The sequence below is a fragment of the Pseudomonas paraversuta genome (assembly GCF_904067025.1).
GTDB lineage: Bacteria > Pseudomonadota > Gammaproteobacteria > Pseudomonadales > Pseudomonadaceae > Aquipseudomonas > Aquipseudomonas paraversuta.
The window spans coordinates 505565-524106 of record NZ_CAJFDA010000001.1 but is presented as its reverse complement, the minus strand read 5'-3'; the positions used below and the strand labels follow the sequence as shown (position 1 = coordinate 524106).

The 18542-nt window shown below is 54.6% G+C and carries 14 protein-coding genes, 6 tRNA genes and 3 rRNA genes; 8 read left to right on the top strand and 15 right to left on the bottom strand.

The genetic code is table 11. From position 1 onward, the window contains the following. The 13 genes from JQ848_RS02480 to tyrS form a co-directional block, all read right to left on the bottom strand. Positions 1-76: transfer RNA gene (locus tag JQ848_RS02480), tRNA-Trp, on the bottom strand. Positions 77-325: 249 nt separating this feature from the next. After that, positions 326-401, bottom strand: a tRNA-Thr gene (locus JQ848_RS02475). 26 nt (positions 402-427) lie between these two features. Next, a tRNA-Gly gene (locus JQ848_RS02470) sits at positions 428-501 on the bottom strand. Positions 502-526: 25 nt separating this feature from the next. Then, a tRNA-Tyr gene (locus tag JQ848_RS02465) sits at positions 527-611 on the bottom strand. Positions 612-754: 143 nt separating this feature from the next. Further along, positions 755-1198 carry a hypothetical protein gene (locus tag JQ848_RS02460; RefSeq protein WP_202210237.1) on the bottom strand — a complete coding sequence of 148 codons (444 nt, stop codon included), beginning with the start codon at positions 1196-1198 and terminating at the stop codon, positions 755-757. Positions 1199-1205: 7 nt separating this feature from the next. Then, a complete protein-coding gene (locus tag JQ848_RS02455) occupies positions 1206-1949 on the bottom strand; it encodes a pantothenate kinase (protein WP_202210236.1) in 744 nt (247 codons plus the stop codon). Beyond that, positions 1939-2886, bottom strand: a complete 948-nt coding sequence (gene birA / locus JQ848_RS02450; protein ID WP_202210235.1) for a bifunctional biotin--[acetyl-CoA-carboxylase] ligase/biotin operon repressor BirA — start codon at positions 2884-2886, stop codon at positions 1939-1941. Before birA ends, JQ848_RS02455 begins: the two co-directional genes overlap by 11 nt. Positions 2887-3074: 188 nt before the next feature. Continuing rightward, a 5S ribosomal RNA gene (gene rrf, locus JQ848_RS02445) occupies positions 3075-3190 on the bottom strand. A 156-nt stretch (positions 3191-3346) separates the two neighbouring features. Next, positions 3347-6240 (bottom strand): 23S ribosomal RNA (locus tag JQ848_RS02440). Between the two features lie 246 nt (positions 6241-6486). Further along, positions 6487-6562: transfer RNA gene (locus JQ848_RS02435), tRNA-Ala, on the bottom strand. 30 nt (positions 6563-6592) lie between these two features. Beyond that, positions 6593-6669, bottom strand: a tRNA-Ile gene (locus JQ848_RS02430). A gap of 122 nt (positions 6670-6791) precedes the next feature. Then, a 16S ribosomal RNA gene (locus JQ848_RS02425) occupies positions 6792-8326 on the bottom strand. Together the 16S, 23S and 5S rRNA genes with 2 tRNA genes alongside form the textbook arrangement of a ribosomal RNA operon. A 474-nt stretch (positions 8327-8800) precedes the next feature. Further along, a complete protein-coding gene (tyrS, locus tag JQ848_RS02420) occupies positions 8801-10006 on the bottom strand; it encodes a tyrosine--tRNA ligase (RefSeq protein ID WP_202210234.1) in 1206 nt (401 codons plus the stop codon). Between the two features lie 211 nt (positions 10007-10217). On the opposite strand from tyrS, the gene JQ848_RS02415 reads away from it, so the two are divergent. Both JQ848_RS02415 and JQ848_RS02410 read left to right on the top strand, forming a co-directional pair. Beyond that, a complete protein-coding gene (locus tag JQ848_RS02415; protein ID WP_127197092.1) occupies positions 10218-11609 on the top strand; it encodes a peptidoglycan DD-metalloendopeptidase family protein in 1392 nt (463 codons plus the stop codon). A gap of 3 nt (positions 11610-11612) precedes the next feature. Continuing rightward, positions 11613-12704: an anhydro-N-acetylmuramic acid kinase gene (locus JQ848_RS02410; protein WP_060781716.1), complete on the top strand. Its 1092-nt coding sequence runs from the start codon at positions 11613-11615 to the stop codon at positions 12702-12704. A gap of 75 nt (positions 12705-12779) precedes the next feature. Here the strand turns inward: JQ848_RS02410 and erpA are convergent, their stop codons facing one another. After that, a complete protein-coding gene (gene erpA / locus JQ848_RS02405) occupies positions 12780-13130 on the bottom strand; it encodes an iron-sulfur cluster insertion protein ErpA (RefSeq protein ID WP_003444456.1) in 351 nt (116 codons plus the stop codon). Positions 13131-13298: 168 nt separating this feature from the next. After that, complete coding sequence (gene argC, locus JQ848_RS02400; protein WP_003444462.1) at positions 13299-14333, bottom strand: N-acetyl-gamma-glutamyl-phosphate reductase; 1035 nt, start codon at positions 14331-14333, stop codon at positions 13299-13301. Between the two features lie 134 nt (positions 14334-14467). Here argC and hemJ point away from each other — a divergent pair, with 134 nt between their 5' ends. From hemJ to coq7, 6 genes are all read left to right on the top strand, one after another. Further along, positions 14468-14896 carry a protoporphyrinogen oxidase HemJ gene (gene hemJ, locus JQ848_RS02395; protein ID WP_003444463.1) on the top strand — a complete coding sequence of 143 codons (429 nt, stop codon included), beginning with the start codon at positions 14468-14470 and terminating at the stop codon, positions 14894-14896. Between the two features lie 30 nt (positions 14897-14926). Continuing rightward, a complete protein-coding gene (locus JQ848_RS02390) occupies positions 14927-15886 on the top strand; it encodes an NAD(P)H-dependent flavin oxidoreductase (protein WP_003444464.1) in 960 nt (319 codons plus the stop codon). 64 nt (positions 15887-15950) lie between these two features. Continuing rightward, positions 15951-16466, top strand: a complete 516-nt coding sequence (locus JQ848_RS02385; protein WP_127197090.1) for a DUF805 domain-containing protein — start codon at positions 15951-15953, stop codon at positions 16464-16466. A gap of 76 nt (positions 16467-16542) precedes the next feature. Next, entirely contained in the window at positions 16543-17331 is a 789-nt protein-coding gene (locus JQ848_RS02380) for an SDR family NAD(P)-dependent oxidoreductase (protein WP_010656637.1), read from the top strand. A gap of 66 nt (positions 17332-17397) precedes the next feature. Then, on the top strand, positions 17398-17736 hold the full coding sequence (locus tag JQ848_RS02375; RefSeq protein ID WP_003444467.1) for a histidine triad nucleotide-binding protein: 339 nt from the start codon (positions 17398-17400) through the stop codon (positions 17734-17736). Positions 17737-17856: 120 nt separating this feature from the next. Then, complete coding sequence (gene coq7 / locus JQ848_RS02370; RefSeq protein WP_003444469.1) at positions 17857-18504, top strand: 2-polyprenyl-3-methyl-6-methoxy-1,4-benzoquinone monooxygenase; 648 nt, start codon at positions 17857-17859, stop codon at positions 18502-18504. The last annotated feature ends 38 nt before the right edge of the window (positions 18505-18542 follow it).

Genomic DNA, 18542 nt, shown 5'->3' with positions numbered 1-18542 from the left:
TGGCAGGTCAGGAGGGAATCGAACCCCCAACCTACGGTTTTGGAGACCGTCGCTCTGCCAATTGAGCTACTGACCTAAAACATTATCGAGCCGCGAATTATGCAGGCACGAGAGAGACTTTTCAACAACCAATGCAATTACTTTTGCCTCAAGCCTGGCAACACCAAACTTACGACCCTGTGAACAGCAGAATGCGAGCTGATCACAACAGTAACACCAACCAGAGCAGCGACACCCGAAACACCTGGCACCACCGGCAAACACTCCGGACAGGCTATGCACCTGTTAAAACAAAGGCAGATATTTTCATATCTGCCTTGTTATATGGAGCTCTTGAGCGGATTTGAACCGCTGACCTCACCCTTACCAAGGGTGTGCTCTACCAACTGAGCTACAAGAGCAAAACACATCGCAAAAACAGCAAGACTGGAGCGGGTGGCGGGAATCGAACCCGCATCATCAGCTTGGAAGGCTGAGGTTCTACCACTAAACTACACCCGCAAATCTTGCTATTCGAGCTTAAATATGGTGGAGGGGGAAGGATTCGAACCTTCGAAGTCGTAGACGTCAGATTTACAGTCTGATCCCTTTGGCCGCTCGGGAACCCCTCCTAAGCGAGGCAGAATTCTACATCATTCTACCCTTCTGTCAAGCACTTTCTTCAAGTAATTCAGGAAGTTAGCAACTTGACTCACTTCACACTTCAAAGCCTGTTTGGCGTTCACTGTGGAGCGGGCGCCATTCTATGCAAAGATCAGGGTAGCTGCAAGCCCTCACAGTGCATTTTTTTGAGTTTTAACTCATTGAATTCATTGGCAAGGTTCTGCAACAGCATTTCATTGACCCTGGCGCTGCTCTCGGGATTGATTTGAATGGCATATCCAGCCAAATCCCCCGCAGCGACATCAGCTCTTTGCGTACGGATATCCATATCGGCGAGCCTGCGCTGGACCCTGTCCAGCTGATCCTCACTGGAGATATTCCCCAGGAAGACACACTCCGCACCCGCCCCAGGTGCAGCCTGGGGCTCAGCGACGGCTAACGAGGGGCGAGCCTCGCTGAGCAGACTGATACCCTGCTGACTCCCCTTGTACAACGACAATGAAACAACCTCCTTGGCCCTGACAGGCGCCTCTTGCTGATGCCATATGTAATAGAAAACATTCAGAACAACCAGCAACAGAAACAGCCAACGCATAAGAACCTCAGGAGAAGGGACAAGCTACAGCCAAGCCGACAAATACAAGATCCGGCACCAATCGGGCGCCCGGGACCATATCGCTCACCAGGCTAGCGTCACCTCCCGTGAGAAAAACCTCAAACTCTTGCCCCCAGTAATCACGCGCCAATTCCAACTGGGTCAAGACAAATCCCCGCATCATCAACAAGCAGCCACGCTCTACGGCCTCAGCCGTTGTACGACCAGGAGCCCGTAAAAGCAGCGCCTGCTCGGCAGAAAAATCGTCATACCTGATTCGTCGTGTGTGCGTGCGCAGCTGATCACGCATCAAGGGCATTCCCGGGCAAATAAAGCCACCTAAATGGCTGCCATCTGGCGCGACAAAATCTGCCGTTACAGCGGTGCCAAAATCCAGGACCAGACACGCACCCTTTGCCAACTCATATCCACCGACGAGAGCAAGCCAACGATCCAGCCCCAAGCGGGAAAAATCTTCGTAACCATTGCTCACACCCGAAACGCTCCTGGCCGGCATGGCGCATGCAACCCCGACCCCGAAAGCCGAGGCTATGCCAGCTACCAGGCTGGCGGTCTCTTCATCGGTACGCACGCTAACCAGGCGACACTGGACGACATTCAATGCAGGAACAGCTCGCACCGAAGCTATCAGACCGATATCGGAATCTACGACCCCTCCACCAGCGACTTTGCCACCATCGAGCACACGCCACTTTATAAAGCTGTTGCCGCAGTCCAGTTCAAGAATCATGGCGCAACCTCAGGCTAAGCTCGCCACCGCTAAACACCTTCTCCTCGCCCTCTACGCGCAAGCGAAGCGCACCCTGCTGATCAATACCCATGACCGTCCCATCCACCTGATGCACTCCAGCAATCAACGACACTTCACGCCCTTGCCACAAATGATTGCTCTCCCACTCTGCCTGGATCGCTGCAAACCCGGACGACTCATGGCGCTTAAGGTATGTGAGCAAACTCTGATTAAGGCTGGACACCAGCGAATTACGGTTTATGGCTTTGCCGGACTCCAGAAAAACCGAGGTCCATGCCTGATCCACCTCACTGGCGACCCGCATATTGGCATTGATACCAATACCAATCACCAGGTGACAGACATCGGCAGGATCACCCACCAGCTCAAGCAAAATTCCGGCGATCTTTTTATTACCGACCAACACGTCATTTGGCCACTTGAGCCCCGCCCTCTCGATACCCATTTCTCGAAGAGCACTCAAAACTGCCAAGCCGACCACCAGGCTGAGGCCTTCTAGCTGGCGCATGCCGCCGTCCATCAGCAGAACCAGACTGTAATAAATATTCTCTGCGAAAGGGCTGACCCACTTGCGCCCCCTACGTCCCCGCCCAGCAAGTTGACGCTCAGCCAGAATGACAAAGGGAGCAGTCTGACCGCGATCAATGGCGCGCAAGGACTCGGCATTCGTTGAGTCAAGGGATTCATGGATAGAGACTGGCCAGGGACCGGCAGCCATTTGTTCGTGCTCGAGCAGCTCGAGAGGAGCTGCCAGCTGGTAGCCACGACCACGAACCTTGTGAATCGACAAGTTCAATTCTGACTCCAGGTGCTGAAGCTGTTTCCACACAGCACTACGGCTGACGCCGAGCGCAGCTCCCAGCGCCTGCCCTGAATGAAATCGACCATCTTTGAGTAGTTTCAACAACGTCAGCATGCAAGTACCGCCTCACAATCAGGCACGCATAATAGCCATGAGCAGCGCTATTGCATAGAAAGCCCGAGAGTTGTCGCAAGCCAAAATCCGCCTGTAGAAACGCTTTGTGCAGGCGTTGCACCGATGTTTTTTTCGGCACAAAAACAAACCCCCTGTCTGCGTGAGCAGACAGGGGGTTTGGAATTTAATCTTGACGATGACCTACTCTCACATGGGGAAACCCCACACTACCATCGGCGATGCATCGTTTCACTTCTGAGTTCGGGATGGGATCAGGTGGTTCCAATGCTCTATGGTCGTCAAGAAATTCGGTAGCCAGCGCGTTTACCTTACGGTTAACGTTCCAGCGAATGGGTATGTAATAGATTTGTGTGTTGTGCAAACTTTCGGTTTGTATCGTCTTCACACACCGCAACTTGTCTGTTCTTGTCACCAAGAACGCAAATTGCTTGGGTGTTATATGGTCAAGCCTCACGGGCAATTAGTATTGGTTAGCTCAACGCCTCACAGCGCTTACACACCCAACCTATCAACGTCGTAGTCTTCGACGGCCCTTTAGGGAACTCAAGGTTCCAGTGAGATCTCATCTTGAGGCAAGTTTCCCGCTTAGATGCTTTCAGCGGTTATCTTTCCCGAACATAGCTACCCGGCAATGCCACTGGCGTGACAACCGGAACACCAGAGGTTCGTCCACTCCGGTCCTCTCGTACTAGGAGCAGCCCCTCTCAAATCTCAAACGTCCACGGCAGATAGGGACCGAACTGTCTCACGACGTTCTAAACCCAGCTCGCGTACCACTTTAAATGGCGAACAGCCATACCCTTGGGACCGGCTTCAGCCCCAGGATGTGATGAGCCGACATCGAGGTGCCAAACACCGCCGTCGATATGAACTCTTGGGCGGTATCAGCCTGTTATCCCCGGAGTACCTTTTATCCGTTGAGCGATGGCCCTTCCATACAGAACCACCGGATCACTAAGACCTACTTTCGTACCTGCTCGACGTGTCTGTCTCGCAGTCAAGCGCGCTTTTGCCTTTATACTCTACGACCGATTTCCGACCGGTCTGAGCGCACCTTCGTACTCCTCCGTTACTCTTTAGGAGGAGACCGCCCCAGTCAAACTACCCACCATACACTGTCCTCGATCCGGATAACGGACCTGAGTTAGAACCTCAAAGTTGCCAGGGTGGTATTTCAAGGTTGGCTCCATGCAGACTGGCGTCCACACTTCAAAGCCTCCCACCTATCCTACACAAGCAAATTCAAAGTCCAGTGCAAAGCTATAGTAAAGGTTCACGGGGTCTTTCCGTCTAGCCGCGGATACACTGCATCTTCACAGCGATTTCAATTTCACTGAGTCTCGGGTGGAGACAGCGCCGCCATCGTTACGCCATTCGTGCAGGTCGGAACTTACCCGACAAGGAATTTCGCTACCTTAGGACCGTTATAGTTACGGCCGCCGTTTACCGGGGCTTCGATCAAGAGCTTCGCGTTAGCTAACCCCATCAATTAACCTTCCGGCACCGGGCAGGCGTCACACCCTATACGTCCACTTTCGTGTTTGCAGAGTGCTGTGTTTTTAATAAACAGTCGCAGCGGCCTGGTATCTTCGACCGGCGTGGGCTTACGCAGTAAATGCTTCACCCTCACCGGCGCACCTTCTCCCGAAGTTACGGTGCCATTTTGCCTAGTTCCTTCACCCGAGTTCTCTCAAGCGCCTTGGTATTCTCTACCCAACCACCTGTGTCGGTTTGGGGTACGGTTCCTGGTTACCTGAAGCTTAGAAGCTTTTCTTGGAAGCATGGCATCAACCACTTCGTTAACTAAAAGTTAACTCGTCATCAGCTCTCGGCCTTAGAATCCCGGATTTACCTAAGATTCCAGCCTACCACCTTAAACTTGGACAACCAACGCCAAGCTGGCCTAGCCTTCTCCGTCCCTCCATCGCAATAACCAGAAGTACAGGAATATTAACCTGTTTTCCATCGACTACGCTTTTCAGCCTCGCCTTAGGGACCGACTAACCCTGCGTCGATTAACGTTGCGCAGGAAACCTTGGTCTTTCGGCGTGGGTGTTTTTCACACCCATTATCGTTACTCATGTCAGCATTCGCACTTCTGATACCTCCAGCAAGCTTCTCAACTCACCTTCACAGGCTTACAGAACGCTCCTCTACCGCATCATCCTAAGATGATACCCGTAGCTTCGGTGTATGGTTTGAGCCCCGTTAAATCTTCCGCGCAGGCCGACTCGACTAGTGAGCTATTACGCTTTCTTTAAAGGGTGGCTGCTTCTAAGCCAACCTCCTAGCTGTCTAAGCCTTCCCACATCGTTTCCCACTTAACCATAACTTTGGGACCTTAGCTGACGGTCTGGGTTGTTTCCCTTTTCACGACGGACGTTAGCACCCGCCGTGTGTCTCCCATGCTCGGCACTTGTAGGTATTCGGAGTTTGCATCGGTTTGGTAAGTCGGGATGACCCCCTAGCCGAAACAGTGCTCTACCCCCTACAGTGATACATGAGGCGCTACCTAAATAGCTTTCGAGGAGAACCAGCTATCTCCGAGCTTGATTAGCCTTTCACTCCGATCCACAGGTCATCCGCTAACTTTTCAACGGTAGTCGGTTCGGTCCTCCAGTTAGTGTTACCCAACCTTCAACCTGCCCATGGATAGATCGCCCGGTTTCGGGTCTATTCCCAGCGACTAGACGCCCTATTAAGACTCGCTTTCGCTACGCCTCCCCTATTCGGTTAAGCTTGCCACTGAAAATAAGTCGCTGACCCATTATACAAAAGGTACGCAGTCACCCAACAAAGTGGGCTCCCACTGCTTGTACGCATACGGTTTCAGGATCTATTTCACTCCCCTCTCCGGGGTTCTTTTCGCCTTTCCCTCACGGTACTAGTTCACTATCGGTCAGTCAGTAGTATTTAGCCTTGGAGGATGGTCCCCCCATATTCAGACAAAGTTTCTCGTGCTCCGTCCTACTCGATTTCACTGCAAAGATGTTTTCGCGTACAGGGCTATCACCCACTATGGCCGCACTTTCCAGAGCGTTCCGCTAACATCAATACAGCTTAAGGGCTGGTCCCCGTTCGCTCGCCACTACTAAGGGAATCTCGGTTGATTTCTTTTCCTCAGGGTACTTAGATGTTTCAGTTCCCCTGGTTCGCTTCTTAAGCCTATGTATTCAGCTTAAGATACCTAACTTATGTTAGGTGGGTTCCCCCATTCAGACATCTCCGGATCAAAGTCTGTTTGCCGACTCCCCGAAGCTTTTCGCAGGCTACCACGTCTTTCATCGCCTCTGACTGCCAAGGCATCCACCGTATGCGCTTCTTCACTTGACCATATAACCCCAAGCAATCTGGTTATACTATGAAGACGACATTCGCCGAAAATTCGCATGTTCAATTAAGAACGTTCACAAATTTTACCTTAGCCTGAATAAACACCAGTGAAAGTGCTATCCAGTCTAACTTTCTATTACATACCCAAATTTTTAAAGAACGATCTAATCAAAAGATCAGAAATCAACATTCACCATCATTTGATGGAATGCTCATTTCTAAGCTTTACGATACAGAAGCAAGTAATGGTGGAGCCAAACGGGATCGAACCGTTGACCTCCTGCGTGCAAGGCAGGCGCTCTCCCAGCTGAGCTATGGCCCCATATTTCTACAGGCACTTTCCACACAAAATTGGTGGGTCTGGGCAGATTCGAACTGCCGACCTCACCCTTATCAGGGGTGCGCTCTAACCAACTGAGCTACAGACCCAATTTCGAGCTTGTAACTGTTAGCGTGCGCTATCAGCCTGGAGCTTAAATTTGCTTCTATCGTCTTCTTCAATGAATCAAGCAATTCGTGTGGGAACTTATGGAGCAGCTGATGTCGTCGATTAAGGAGGTGATCCAGCCGCAGGTTCCCCTACGGCTACCTTGTTACGACTTCACCCCAGTCATGAATCACACCGTGGTAACCGTCCTCCCGAAGGTTAGACTAGCTACTTCTGGTGCAACCCACTCCCATGGTGTGACGGGCGGTGTGTACAAGGCCCGGGAACGTATTCACCGTGACATTCTGATTCACGATTACTAGCGATTCCGACTTCACGCAGTCGAGTTGCAGACTGCGATCCGGACTACGATCGGTTTTATGGGATTAGCTCCACCTCGCGGCTTGGCAACCCTTTGTACCGACCATTGTAGCACGTGTGTAGCCCAGGCCGTAAGGGCCATGATGACTTGACGTCATCCCCACCTTCCTCCGGTTTGTCACCGGCAGTCTCCTTAGAGTGCCCACCATTACGTGCTGGTAACTAAGGACAAGGGTTGCGCTCGTTACGGGACTTAACCCAACATCTCACGACACGAGCTGACGACAGCCATGCAGCACCTGTCTCAATGTTCCCGAAGGCACCAATCTATCTCTAGAAAGTTCATTGGATGTCAAGGCCTGGTAAGGTTCTTCGCGTTGCTTCGAATTAAACCACATGCTCCACCGCTTGTGCGGGCCCCCGTCAATTCATTTGAGTTTTAACCTTGCGGCCGTACTCCCCAGGCGGTCAACTTAATGCGTTAGCTGCGCCACTAAGAGTTCAAGACTCCCAACGGCTAGTTGACATCGTTTACGGCGTGGACTACCAGGGTATCTAATCCTGTTCGCTACCCACGCTTTCGAACCTCAGCGTCAGTTACAGACCAGAGAGCCGCTTTCGCCACTGGTGTTCTTCCATATATCTACGCATTTCACCGCTACACATGGAGTTCCACTCTCCTCTTCTGCACTCAAGTCTTCCAGTTTCCAATGCACATCTCCGGTTAAGCCGAAGGCTTTCACATCAGACTTAAAAAACCGCCTGCGTTCCCTTTACGCCCAATAAATCCGGACAACGCTTGCCACCTACGTATTACCGCGGCTGCTGGCACGTAGTTAGCCGTGACTTGCTGGTTAGATACCGTCAAAGCATTAACGTATTACTCTTAATGTTCTTCTCTAACAACAGAACTTTACGATCCGAAGACCTTCTTCATTCACGCGGCGTTGCTCCATCAGGCTTGCGCCCATTGTGGAAGATTCCCTACTGCTGCCTCCCGTAGGAGTCTGGACCGTGTCTCAGTTCCAGTGTGACTGATCATCCTCTCAGACCAGTTACGGATCGTAGCCTTGGTGAGCCATTACCTCACCAACTAGCTAATCCGACCTAGGCTCATCTGATAGCGCAAGGCCCGAAGGTCCCCTGCTTTCTCCCGTAGGACGTATGCGGTATTAGCGTCCGTTTCCGAACGTTATCCCCCACTACCAGGCAGATTCCTAGGTATTACTCACCCGTCCGCCGCTCTCAAGAGGTGCAAGCACCTCTCTACCGCTCGACTTGCATGTGTTAGGCCTGCCGCCAGCGTTCAATCTGAGCCATGATCAAACTCTTCAGTTCAAACATCTTTGGGTTTTTAAGAAACCCTAAACTTGGCTCAGCAATCGTTGGTTACATCTTTGATTTCTCGCGGAGTAACTTGTGATGCTGATAATCTTGTTGACTATCAGTCTGACTCCACAAGCACCCACACGAATTGCTTGATTCAGTTGTTAAAGAGCGGTTGGTTAAGCTTTCGCTCAACCGAGGCGCGCATTCTACAGCAGCCTCTGTTGCTGTCAAGCGGTTATTTTCAGATGTTTTCAAAGTTTCCTTTGTAACATCAACCACTTGCGCCTTCGATCTCTCGTTAGCGGGAGGCGAATTCTACAGCGTTACACGCTGCTGTCAACACCTCATTTCCTGCTTCGATGACTTGAAGCTGGCACTGCCGAAGAATCATCCAACTCATTGAAAATCAAGGAGTTTTCCGTTTCGACTGCGCCGGAAGTGGGCGCATTATAGGTTAATAAAATGCGCCGTCCAGCTCTTATTTCAGTTTGATTCAGCTTTCAGGGTAATACGGGCAAACGCCTTCTTCCCCGCCTGGCAAACATGGGTCGAGCCCAGTGCATATATATAGGTGCGGTCAACCACCCCACCATCTATACGTACACCACCGGAACCCAGCAAATCCCGCGCAACCGCAGAGTTCTTCACCAGCCCGGCCTTATTAAGGACTGCAGCGATCGGCATATCCTCAGTAGCGGTCAACTCGACCTCTGGCAGATCATCAGGCAACTCGCCATCCTTCATGCGGTTGCCCGCACCGCGATGGGCATTTGCAGCAGCCTCTTCACCATGGAACCGGGCCACAATCTCTTCCGCCAACCTGATTTTGATATCGCGCGGGTTTGCACCAGCTTCAACCTCAGCCCTGAATGCATCGATCTCGTCCATCGAACGAAAGCTCAGCAACTCAAAGTAACGCCACATCAGCGCATCCGGAATAGACACCAGCTTGCTGTACATCACACCCGGAGCTTCCTGGATGCCAACATAGTTGCCCAGAGACTTGGACATCTTCTTGACGCCATCCAGCCCTTCAAGCAGCGGCATGGTAACAATGCACTGGGCTTCCTGACCGTAGCCGCGCTGCAGTTCACGACCCATCAACAAGTTGAACTTCTGGTCGGTACCACCCAGCTCCACGTCTGCCTTCAAGGCAACAGAGTCATATCCCTGCACCAGCGGATAAAGAAACTCGTGGATGGCAATCGGCTGATTCGTGGTGTAGCGCTTATCGAAGTCATCGCGCTCAAGCATGCGAGCCACAGTGTACTGAGAGGTCAAGCGAATGAAATCGGCCGGCCCCATCTGATCCATCCAGGTGGAGTTGAATGCCACCTCGGTTTTTGCAGGATCAAGGATCTTGAACACCTGAGTCTTGTAGGTTTCGGCATTGGCCAGCACTTGCTCACGGGTCAACGGCGGACGCGTTGCACTCTTGCCGCTCGGATCGCCAATCATCCCGGTGAAATCACCAATAAGGAAGATCACCTGATGCCCCAGCTCCTGGAACTGACGCAGCTTATTAATAAGTACGGTGTGACCCAAGTGCAGATCAGGCGCCGTGGGGTCGAATCCGGCCTTAATCCGCAACGGCTGACCGCGCTTGAGTTTCTCGACCAGTTCAGACTCGACCAGTACCTCTTCGGCACCACGCTTGATTAGCGCTAGCTGCTCTTCAACCGACTTCATATCAGACCCGTAAGGCTCAAATTCAAAGGGAACCAACCATACAAGATCAGGGACTAATTACAAGTTCCGGGCGGCATACGGCAACTATCCGCGCGCGAATAGCTCGCGGACTTGCTTCAAGGGCGATTTGGTTATATTTTATACAGTTATTTCATCTTCACCGTGCCAGTCATCTTTTCCAATTCATCCTTTATTCAAAGTCAAATTATCTATGACCAGTCAACCGCCTAAAGCGCCACCGCTTTATCCGAAGACCCACCTGCTCGCAGCAAGTGGTATCGCCGCCCTCTTGAGTCTGGCCCTGCTGGTATTTCCCTCCAGCGAAGTAGAAGCCAAAAGAACGACTCTAAATCTGGAACTGGAAACGCCTGCAGAACAACTGACACAAGATCAAGACGCTGCAGAACTCACTCAGGCCACAAATGAAGCGACTCCATCGCCTTTTGCCCAAATTGAACAACAGGACAACCCTGTAGCAAAAGTTGAGGAAGACAAAGCCCCCAGCCACCGCGAAGTAGTGGTTTCCAAGGGCGATACACTCTCGACCCTGTTCGCTAAAGTAGGCCTTCCTGCCACCTCAGTGCATGAAATCCTGGCCAGCGACAAGCAAGCCAAACAATTCAGCCAGCTGAAACACGGGCAGAAGCTCGAATTTGAAATGGGCCCCGATGGCCAACTGAACAACCTGCACAGCCAGGTTAGCGACCTCGAGACCATCACCCTCAGCAAATCGGCCAAGGGCTATACATTCCGGCGTGTTACTACCCTTCCGGTAGTGCGCTCGGCCTATGTACACGGTGTTATCTCCAGCTCGCTGTCAGCATCTGGCCAGCGTGCCGGCCTGCCCCACAGCATGACCATGGAAATGGCCAAAGTGTTTGGTTACGACATCGACTTCGCACAGGACATTCGCCCGGGCGACCAGTTCGAAGTGATCTACGAGCAGAAAGTGGCCAACGGTAAAACGGTGGGTACGGGCAACATCCTCTCGGCGCGCTTTACCAACCGCGGCAAGACCTACACCGCCGTACGCTATACAAACAAGCAAGGCGTCAGCAATTACTACACGGCTGACGGCAGCAGCATGCGCAAGGCATTCATCCGCACACCGGTGGACTTCGCCCGTATCAGCTCGCGCTTCTCCTCAGGCCGCAAACACCCGATCCTGAACAAGATCCGCGCCCACAAAGGCGTAGATTATGCCGCGCCGCGCGGTACGCCGATTAAAGCAGCCGGTGATGGCAAAGTACTGCTCGCTGGCCGTCGTGGCGGCTACGGCAATACCGTAATCATTCAACACGGCAATACCTACCGCACCCTTTACGGGCACATGCAGGGCTTCGCCAAAGGCATTAAAACCGGCGGATCGGTGAAGCAAGGGCAGGTGATCGGGTTTATCGGCACAACAGGTCTTTCCACGGGTCCTCACCTGCATTACGAGTTCCAGGTCAACGGTGTGCACGTTGATCCCCTGGGCCAGAAGCTACCAATGGCTGATCCGATTGCCAAAGCTGAGCGCACGCGCTTCCTGCAGCAAAGCCAGCCACTAATGGCCCGCATGAACCAGGAAAAGGCCACCCTCCTGGCCTCGAGCAAGCGCTAAGCGATGGCCCTCTATATAGGCGTGATGTCCGGCACCAGTCTCGATGGCATGGACATCGCCCTTATCGAGCTGGGGGCGAGCATCACCCTGCTCGCCACCCACTACATCCCGATGCCCGCCGCCCTGCGCAGCGAATTGCTGGGCCTGTGCGCCAGCGGACCTGACGAGGTGGCACGCTGTGCCATTGCCGAAAACCACTGGGTCGAACTGGCCGCTCAAGGCGTAAACACACTCCTTGCCCAGCAGCAGCTAACCCCGCAAGACATCCGGGCAATCGGCAGCCATGGCCAGACCATCCGCCACGAACCTGCCCTGGGCTTCACCGTACAGATCGGCAACCCGGCCCTATTGGCCGAGCTGACCAACATCTGCGTGGTCGGCGACTTCCGTCGCCGTGATGTTGCCGCTGGAGGCCAGGGAGCACCGCTGGTCCCGGCCTTCCATGAAGCCCTGTTTACGGGCGAGCATGAACATCGAGCTGTATTGAACGTAGGAGGATTCAGCAACCTGAGTCTGATAACTCCAACGAACCCTGTAGCTGGATTCGACAGTGGGCCAGGCAATGTCCTGCTCGATGCCTGGATACAAGAACAGCGCGGCGAACTGTACGACCGCAACGGCCAGTGGGCCGCCAGTGGCAAGGTTGAACCTGTGCTGCTTAACGCCTTGCTCAGCGACCCGTTCTTCCAGACCAAGGGCCCGAAGAGCACTGGCCGGGAAGTGTTCAACCTTAACTGGTTGAAACATCACCTCTTCGCCCTGCCAACCTTCCCCACTGAAGACGTGCAAGCAACGCTGCTCGAACTCACGGCACTGACCATCGTAGAGTCGCTGCAGTCGGCTCAGCCCCACACCGACGAACTACTGGTGTGCGGCGGCGGCGCCCACAATGCGGCCTTGATGACACGTCTTGCGCAACTGCTCCCGCAAACCAAGGTCAACAGCACCCTGGTCAAAGGGGTAGACCCTGACTGGGTCGAAGCCATGGCCTTTGCATGGCTGGCGCACTGCTGCCTGGAAAACATCCCCACCAATCGTCCCAGTGTCACCGGGGCCCGCGGCCTGCGGGTATTGGGCGGCATCTACCCGGCCTGACCTGCCCGCACAAACGCCAGACAGCAAAACGCCGCGAAACTACGCGGCGTTGAGTGTGAAACCTGTACTGCGCAATCAGATCGAGAACGATGATCCGCAACCACATGTTGTGGTGGCATTCGGGTTCTTGATCACAAAGCGCGAGCCTTCCAGACCTTCCTGATAATCCACCTCGGCACCCGCCAGGTACTGGAAGCTCATCGGATCGACCACCAGGCTTACGCCTTCGCGCTCAACAATGGTGTCGTCATCGGCCACTTCTTCATCGAAGGTAAAGCCATACTGAAAACCGGAACAACCGCCGCCCGTAACAAAAACGCGCAACTTCAAACGATCATTACCCTCTTCATCGACCAGGCTCTTCACCTTGTGCGCAGCACCTTCGGTGAATTGCAAAGCCATGGGGGTGAAGGATTCGACGCTCATGCTGATTATCTCCCGGCGATGTGCCGCCATAATGCGTGATGACGCGCATTATCCGCTTCTCCTAGAAAAGCGGTCAACTATTTGAGGGCAGCAGCAAGCGATCAGCTACAAGCTGCAAGCATGCCGCGCCCTCACTTACAGCTTGTAGCTTTAAGCTTGCAGCTGTTTTCAGGGCAACATTCCGGCGTGGGACAAGCCCAGGCGCTCATCCAGGCCGAACATGATATTCATGTTCTGTACCGCCTGGCCTGATGCCCCCTTGACCAGATTGTCGATCACCGACAGCACGACAACCAGATCGCCATCCTGTGGCCGATGCACAGCAATACGGCACACGTTGGCACCCCGCACACTGCGGGTTTCCGGGTGGCTGCCGGCTGGCATCACATCAACGAAAGGCTCGTTGGCATAACGCTGTTCAAACAAAGCCTGCAGGTCCACAGAACGATCAACCACGGTGGCATAGAGCGTCGAGTGAATACCCCGAATCATCGGCGTCAGATGCGGTACGAAGGTCAGACCGACATCCTTGCCGGCAGCACGACGCAAACCCTGACGGATTTCGGGCAAATGGCGATGACCTTTAACGGCATATGCCTTCATGCTTTCGGACGTTTCAGCGTACAGCGAACCTACGCTCGCACCGCGACCGGCGCCGCTCACGCCTGACTTGCAATCGGCGATCAATCTCGAAGTATCCGCCAGCCCCGCCTCCAGCAATGGGAGGAAACCCAATTGGGTTGCAGTCGGATAGCAACCCGGCACCGCGATCAGGCGCGCCTGTTTGATTTGCTCGCGATTCACTTCCGGCAGGCCGTATACCGCCTCTTCGAGCAACGCCGGCGCGCCATGGGGCTGACCGTACCACTTGGCCCACTCATCCGCGTCCTGCAGGCGGAAATCTGCCGACAGATCGATCACCTTGGTACCCGCCTCCAGCAACTCGCCGGCCAGGGCGTGGGCTACGCCGTGGGGTGTGGCGAAAAACACCACATCGCACGCAGCCAGGGCTTGCGTATCAGGCACGCTGAACGCCAGACCGTCGTAATGACCGCGCAGGTTGGGATACATATCGGCAACAGGCAGGCCCGCCTCGGATCGAGAAGTGATGACAACCACTTCAGCCTGCGGATGCTGTGCCAGCAATCGCAGCAATTCGACCCCGGTGTAACCCGTGCCGCCGACAATACCGACCTTGACCATAACCTGCCCCTCAACGAACCCACTGGAAAGCCCACGATAATAGGGACAGCGCGCCCCTGCGACAACCGTCAAGGTGACTCCCGGACGCTCTACTACTACTATTTGATCTACCGTGAACCTGGGAATAACTAAAAATGCTTTATCTATGGCTCAAAGCCTTCCACATCATCAGTATCGTCTGCTGGTTTGCAGGCCTCTTCTACTTGCCCCGCCTCTTTGTTTACCACGCACAAAGCGAGGACGCCGTGAGCAAGGAGCGATTCAGCCTCATGGAGCGCAAGCTGTATCGCGGCATCATGGGACCGGCAATGATTGCCACCCTGATTTTCGGTGGCTGGCTGATCAGCCTTAACCCGAGCGGTTACTTCAGTCAGGGCTGGATGCACGTCAAGCTGACACTGGTGATTCTGCTCATCGGCTACCACCACATGTGTGGCGCCCAGGTAAAACGCTTCGCCCGCGGCGAAAACAAGCGCTCTCACGTGTTCTACCGCTGGTTCAACGAAGTACCGGTAGTGTTCTTGCTGGCCATCGTCATTCTGGCAGTGGTCAAACCCTTTTAAACCCGCCCCGCCATTTACCGAGGTTATCCAATGTCACTGCCCGCTTTACTCGAAAAATGCTTGCGCCTGCCGGTGGTGGCAGCCCCCATGTTTCTGATCTCCAACCCTCAACTCGTCCTGGCCTGCTGCCGCAATGGCGTTGTGGGCAGTTTTCCTGCGCTCAACCAACGCGATAGCAATGGATTCAAAGCATGGCTTGAGGAAATAGAAGCGGGCCTGGCCTTACTGGATAATCCCGCGCCCTACGCCGTGAACCTGATCGTGCATAACAGCAACCCACGGCTACAGGCTGACCTGGCGATCTGTATTGAGCACAAAGTCCCGATCATCATCACCAGCCTGGGCGCGGCAAAGGAAGTCGTGGATGCCGTCCACAGTTATGGCGGCCTGGTGTTCCATGACGTCACCACTCGACGCCATGCAGAAAAAGCCGCAGAAGCCGGGGTCGATGGCCTGATTGCAGTCGCCGCAGGCGCCGGTGGCCATGCGGGAACCTGGAGCCCTTTTGCGCTGCTGGCTGAAATTCGCCAGTTCTTTGATAAAACAGTGTTGCTGGCCGGCTGCATGAACCACGGCCATGAGATTCTCGCCGCGCAAATCCTCGGTGCCGACCTTGCCTACCTCGGAACCCGCTTTATCGGCACCCGGGAAAGCCATGCGCCTGATGCGTACAAAGACATGCTGCTGGCATCCCGGGCAGCCGACATCATCCACACCCCGGCCGTCTCGGGTGTGCCCGCCAACTTCATGCGCAAAAGCCTCGAAAGCGCGGGCTTCGACCTCGACGCACTTCAAGGCAAAGGCGAGACCAAACTCAAGCCCCTGACTGAAGAAGCCAAGGCCTGGAAAACGGTATGGTCCGCCGGCCAGGGGGCAGGAGGCATTAACGATCTGCCGACAACTGAGCACTTGATCGCACGTCTGGAAGAGGAATATCGCAAGGCCCACAGCCTCACCCGCGAACTGGCCCGACACTGGCCCCATCACTGATACTCCCCCGGCCCGCCCACTACAGCGGGCTCTTTGCTAATGACCGCCTGACAAGGAAGCAGACATGACAGAACTCAGCCTGGAAAAAACGCCCGAGGAACACTACGCGTATCCAGATCCCCTGGGGTTCAGCGGACGGATCGGACGTATGCGCCTGCTGGCCTGGAGCCTGATTCTGGGTCTCATCGCCAGCGTTGTCGCCCTACTGGTCCTGCTTGCGATCAAGGTGTCCCCCACTCTGGCCATCACCTTTGGCGCGACCCTGACGCTCGTCTTCGTCGTGGTCAATCTCAGAATCAATGCGCAACGCCTGCACGACCTCAACTGGTCCGCATGGATGCTGTTGCTGCATCTGGTGCCGGTGGCCAATCTGGTGTTAACCCTTGCGCTGCTGTTGATGCCCGGCACCCCGGGGCCCAACAAGTACGGTTTGCCACCTCCACCCAACAGCACGGCGGTCAAAGTCCTGGCCTGGATTAACATTGTTCTGATGGTTTTGGGGCTTTTCATCCTGATCATCGGCCTGGCTCTTGGCCTGCAGGACTCGTTGATCAACGCAGCCAACAGCAACAGTCTGTAGACTGCGCGTCTAAATGAACGCGTTAACGCCAGGGACATCATTGTCACCGGACTGCACCGTTGCGATGGAGAACAGCATGACCCGTTACGCTTTAATCACTGGCGCCTCCAGCGGCATTGGCCTGGCTCTGGCCGAAGCCCTCGCCCGCCGCGGTCGCAGCCTGATTCTTGTGGCCCGCCAGCGGGACGCGCTAGAAAGCATTGCGCTGGAGTTGACCCAGCGTTTCGGCGTAGAGGTACTGTTCAGGGCCTGTGATCTTGGCGAGCCATTGCGTCTTTCCGGCTTTTTACTTGAGCTCGAAGAAGGTGACCGGCAGATCGACCTGCTGGTCAATTGCGCGGGCATTGGCACTTGCGGCCCCTTCCTGGCGCATGACTGGAGCGCCGAACAAGACCTGATCGAGCTCAACGTGCTGGCTCTCACGCGGTTATGCCATGCGATCGGCAACATGATGGCGGTCCAGGGCGGCGGGCAAATCCTCAATGTGTCCTCGATTGCCGCCTTCCAGCCCGGGCCCTGGCTGAGCACTTATTTCGCCAGTAAAGCGTATGTGCTGCATTTTTCCGAAGGCTTGCGCGAAGAGGTAAAGAAAACCGGGATCAAGGTCTCGGTACTTTGCCCCGGTGTCACGCGAACCCGTTTCTTCGACGCGGCCAGAATGAACGCCGACAAGGTCAAGCAAAGCGAAGGCGCCATGACTCCCGAAGAAGTTGCGCTCTATACCGTACGCGCGCTGGAGAAAAACAAGGCGATCATAATTCCGGGCCGGCGCAATCGCTGGATAACCCGTATGCCACGCTTCTTCTCGCGCTGGATGACGAGAAAAATAGCCGCCCGGGTCAACAAATCCTATTGCCCGCGTTAACCGGACTGGGCGTAATCCGCTGCCCTGAGTACACTCGGACCGGACTTCACTCACGGAGACACAGCTTTGGATACTCTGTTCACCAAAATCATCAACCGTGAAATACCCGCCAAGATCATCTACGAAGATGATCAGGTGCTGGCATTTCACGATATCGCCCCACAGGCGCCGATCCATTTTCTGGTCATTCCCAAAAAACCGATCCGCACCCTCAACGACCTGCAGGAAGAAGACAAACTACTGGCAGGGCACATCCTGTTTACCGCACAACGCCTTGCCAAAGAGCTGGGCTGCGAAGACGGTTTCCGCGTGGTAATGAACTGCAATGAAAAGGGTGGCCAAACGGTCTACCACATTCATATGCACGTTCTGGGTCAGCGCCAGATGAACTGGCCGCCGGGCTGATTGCAAAACCGTACGCCATCGTGGGCGCTGCCCGGCTCCCACGTTCAGCGGTGATCCAGCGCAAACCCTGTACGCCCGATTGGGGTAAACTGACCGCCGTGATTTTTTCCGGAGGTAAGCATGACTACCCAACGTCACTACTCGCCGATTGACCGTCTTCTGTTACAGGCCGACACAGCGCTGCGTACCTTGCTGCCGTTCAGCGGCCAGCCCCATCGCCCGTCGCCGGCCATCGTCAAACCTGAAAACCCGCTGGACGAACAGGCAAGTCGCCATGTGGCCGGGTTAATGCGCATCAACCATACCGGTGAAGTCTGTGCCCAGGCCTTGTATCAAGGCCAGGCCCTGACCGCCAAACTGCCCCAAGTGCGCGAAGCCATGGAGCAGGCAGCAGAAGAGGAAATTGACCACCTGGCCTGGTGCGAACAGCGCATCCGCCAGCTGGGCAGCCATCCAAGTTTGTTGAACCCGCTGTTTTACGGCATGTCCTTCGGGATCGGGGCTGCGGCAGGATTAATCAGCGACAAAGTCAGCCTCGGGTTTGTTGCCGCTACCGAAGATCAAGTGTGCAAACATCTCAACGAGCATCTTGAGCAACTGCCCGCGCAAGATGAGAAATCACGGGCGATCCTTGAACAGATGCGCATCGATGAAGAGCAACATGCAGAGTCCGCACTCAATGCCGGCGGGTTCCGCTTTCCTGCTCCAGTGAAGTTCGGCATGAGCCTGATGGCCAAAGTCATGACCAAAAGCACCTACCGCATCTGACTGCCGGCACGACTTGAATACGCCAGGAACTGGCGATT

Coding starts and splice junctions, on each gene's coding strand:
- coq7 (WP_003444469.1), top strand. CDS start 17,857: ATGACTACCCAACGTCACTACTCGCCGATTGACCGTCTTCTGTTACAG.
- birA (WP_202210235.1), bottom strand. CDS start 2,886: ATGCTGACGTTGTTGAAACTACTCAAAGATGGTCGATTTCATTCAGGG.
- JQ848_RS02385 (WP_127197090.1), top strand. CDS start 15,951: ATGACAGAACTCAGCCTGGAAAAAACGCCCGAGGAACACTACGCGTAT.
- JQ848_RS02390 (WP_003444464.1), top strand. CDS start 14,927: ATGTCACTGCCCGCTTTACTCGAAAAATGCTTGCGCCTGCCGGTGGTG.
- argC (WP_003444462.1), bottom strand. CDS start 14,333: ATGGTCAAGGTCGGTATTGTCGGCGGCACGGGTTACACCGGGGTCGAA.
- JQ848_RS02380 (WP_010656637.1), top strand. CDS start 16,543: ATGACCCGTTACGCTTTAATCACTGGCGCCTCCAGCGGCATTGGCCTG.
- JQ848_RS02410 (WP_060781716.1), top strand. CDS start 11,613: ATGGCCCTCTATATAGGCGTGATGTCCGGCACCAGTCTCGATGGCATG.
- JQ848_RS02460 (WP_202210237.1), bottom strand. CDS start 1,198: ATGCGTTGGCTGTTTCTGTTGCTGGTTGTTCTGAATGTTTTCTATTAC.
- hemJ (WP_003444463.1), top strand. CDS start 14,468: ATGCTTTATCTATGGCTCAAAGCCTTCCACATCATCAGTATCGTCTGC.
- erpA (WP_003444456.1), bottom strand. CDS start 13,130: ATGAGCGTCGAATCCTTCACCCCCATGGCTTTGCAATTCACCGAAGGT.
- JQ848_RS02455 (WP_202210236.1), bottom strand. CDS start 1,949: ATGATTCTTGAACTGGACTGCGGCAACAGCTTTATAAAGTGGCGTGTG.
- tyrS (WP_202210234.1), bottom strand. CDS start 10,006: ATGAAGTCGGTTGAAGAGCAGCTAGCGCTAATCAAGCGTGGTGCCGAA.
- JQ848_RS02415 (WP_127197092.1), top strand. CDS start 10,218: ATGACCAGTCAACCGCCTAAAGCGCCACCGCTTTATCCGAAGACCCAC.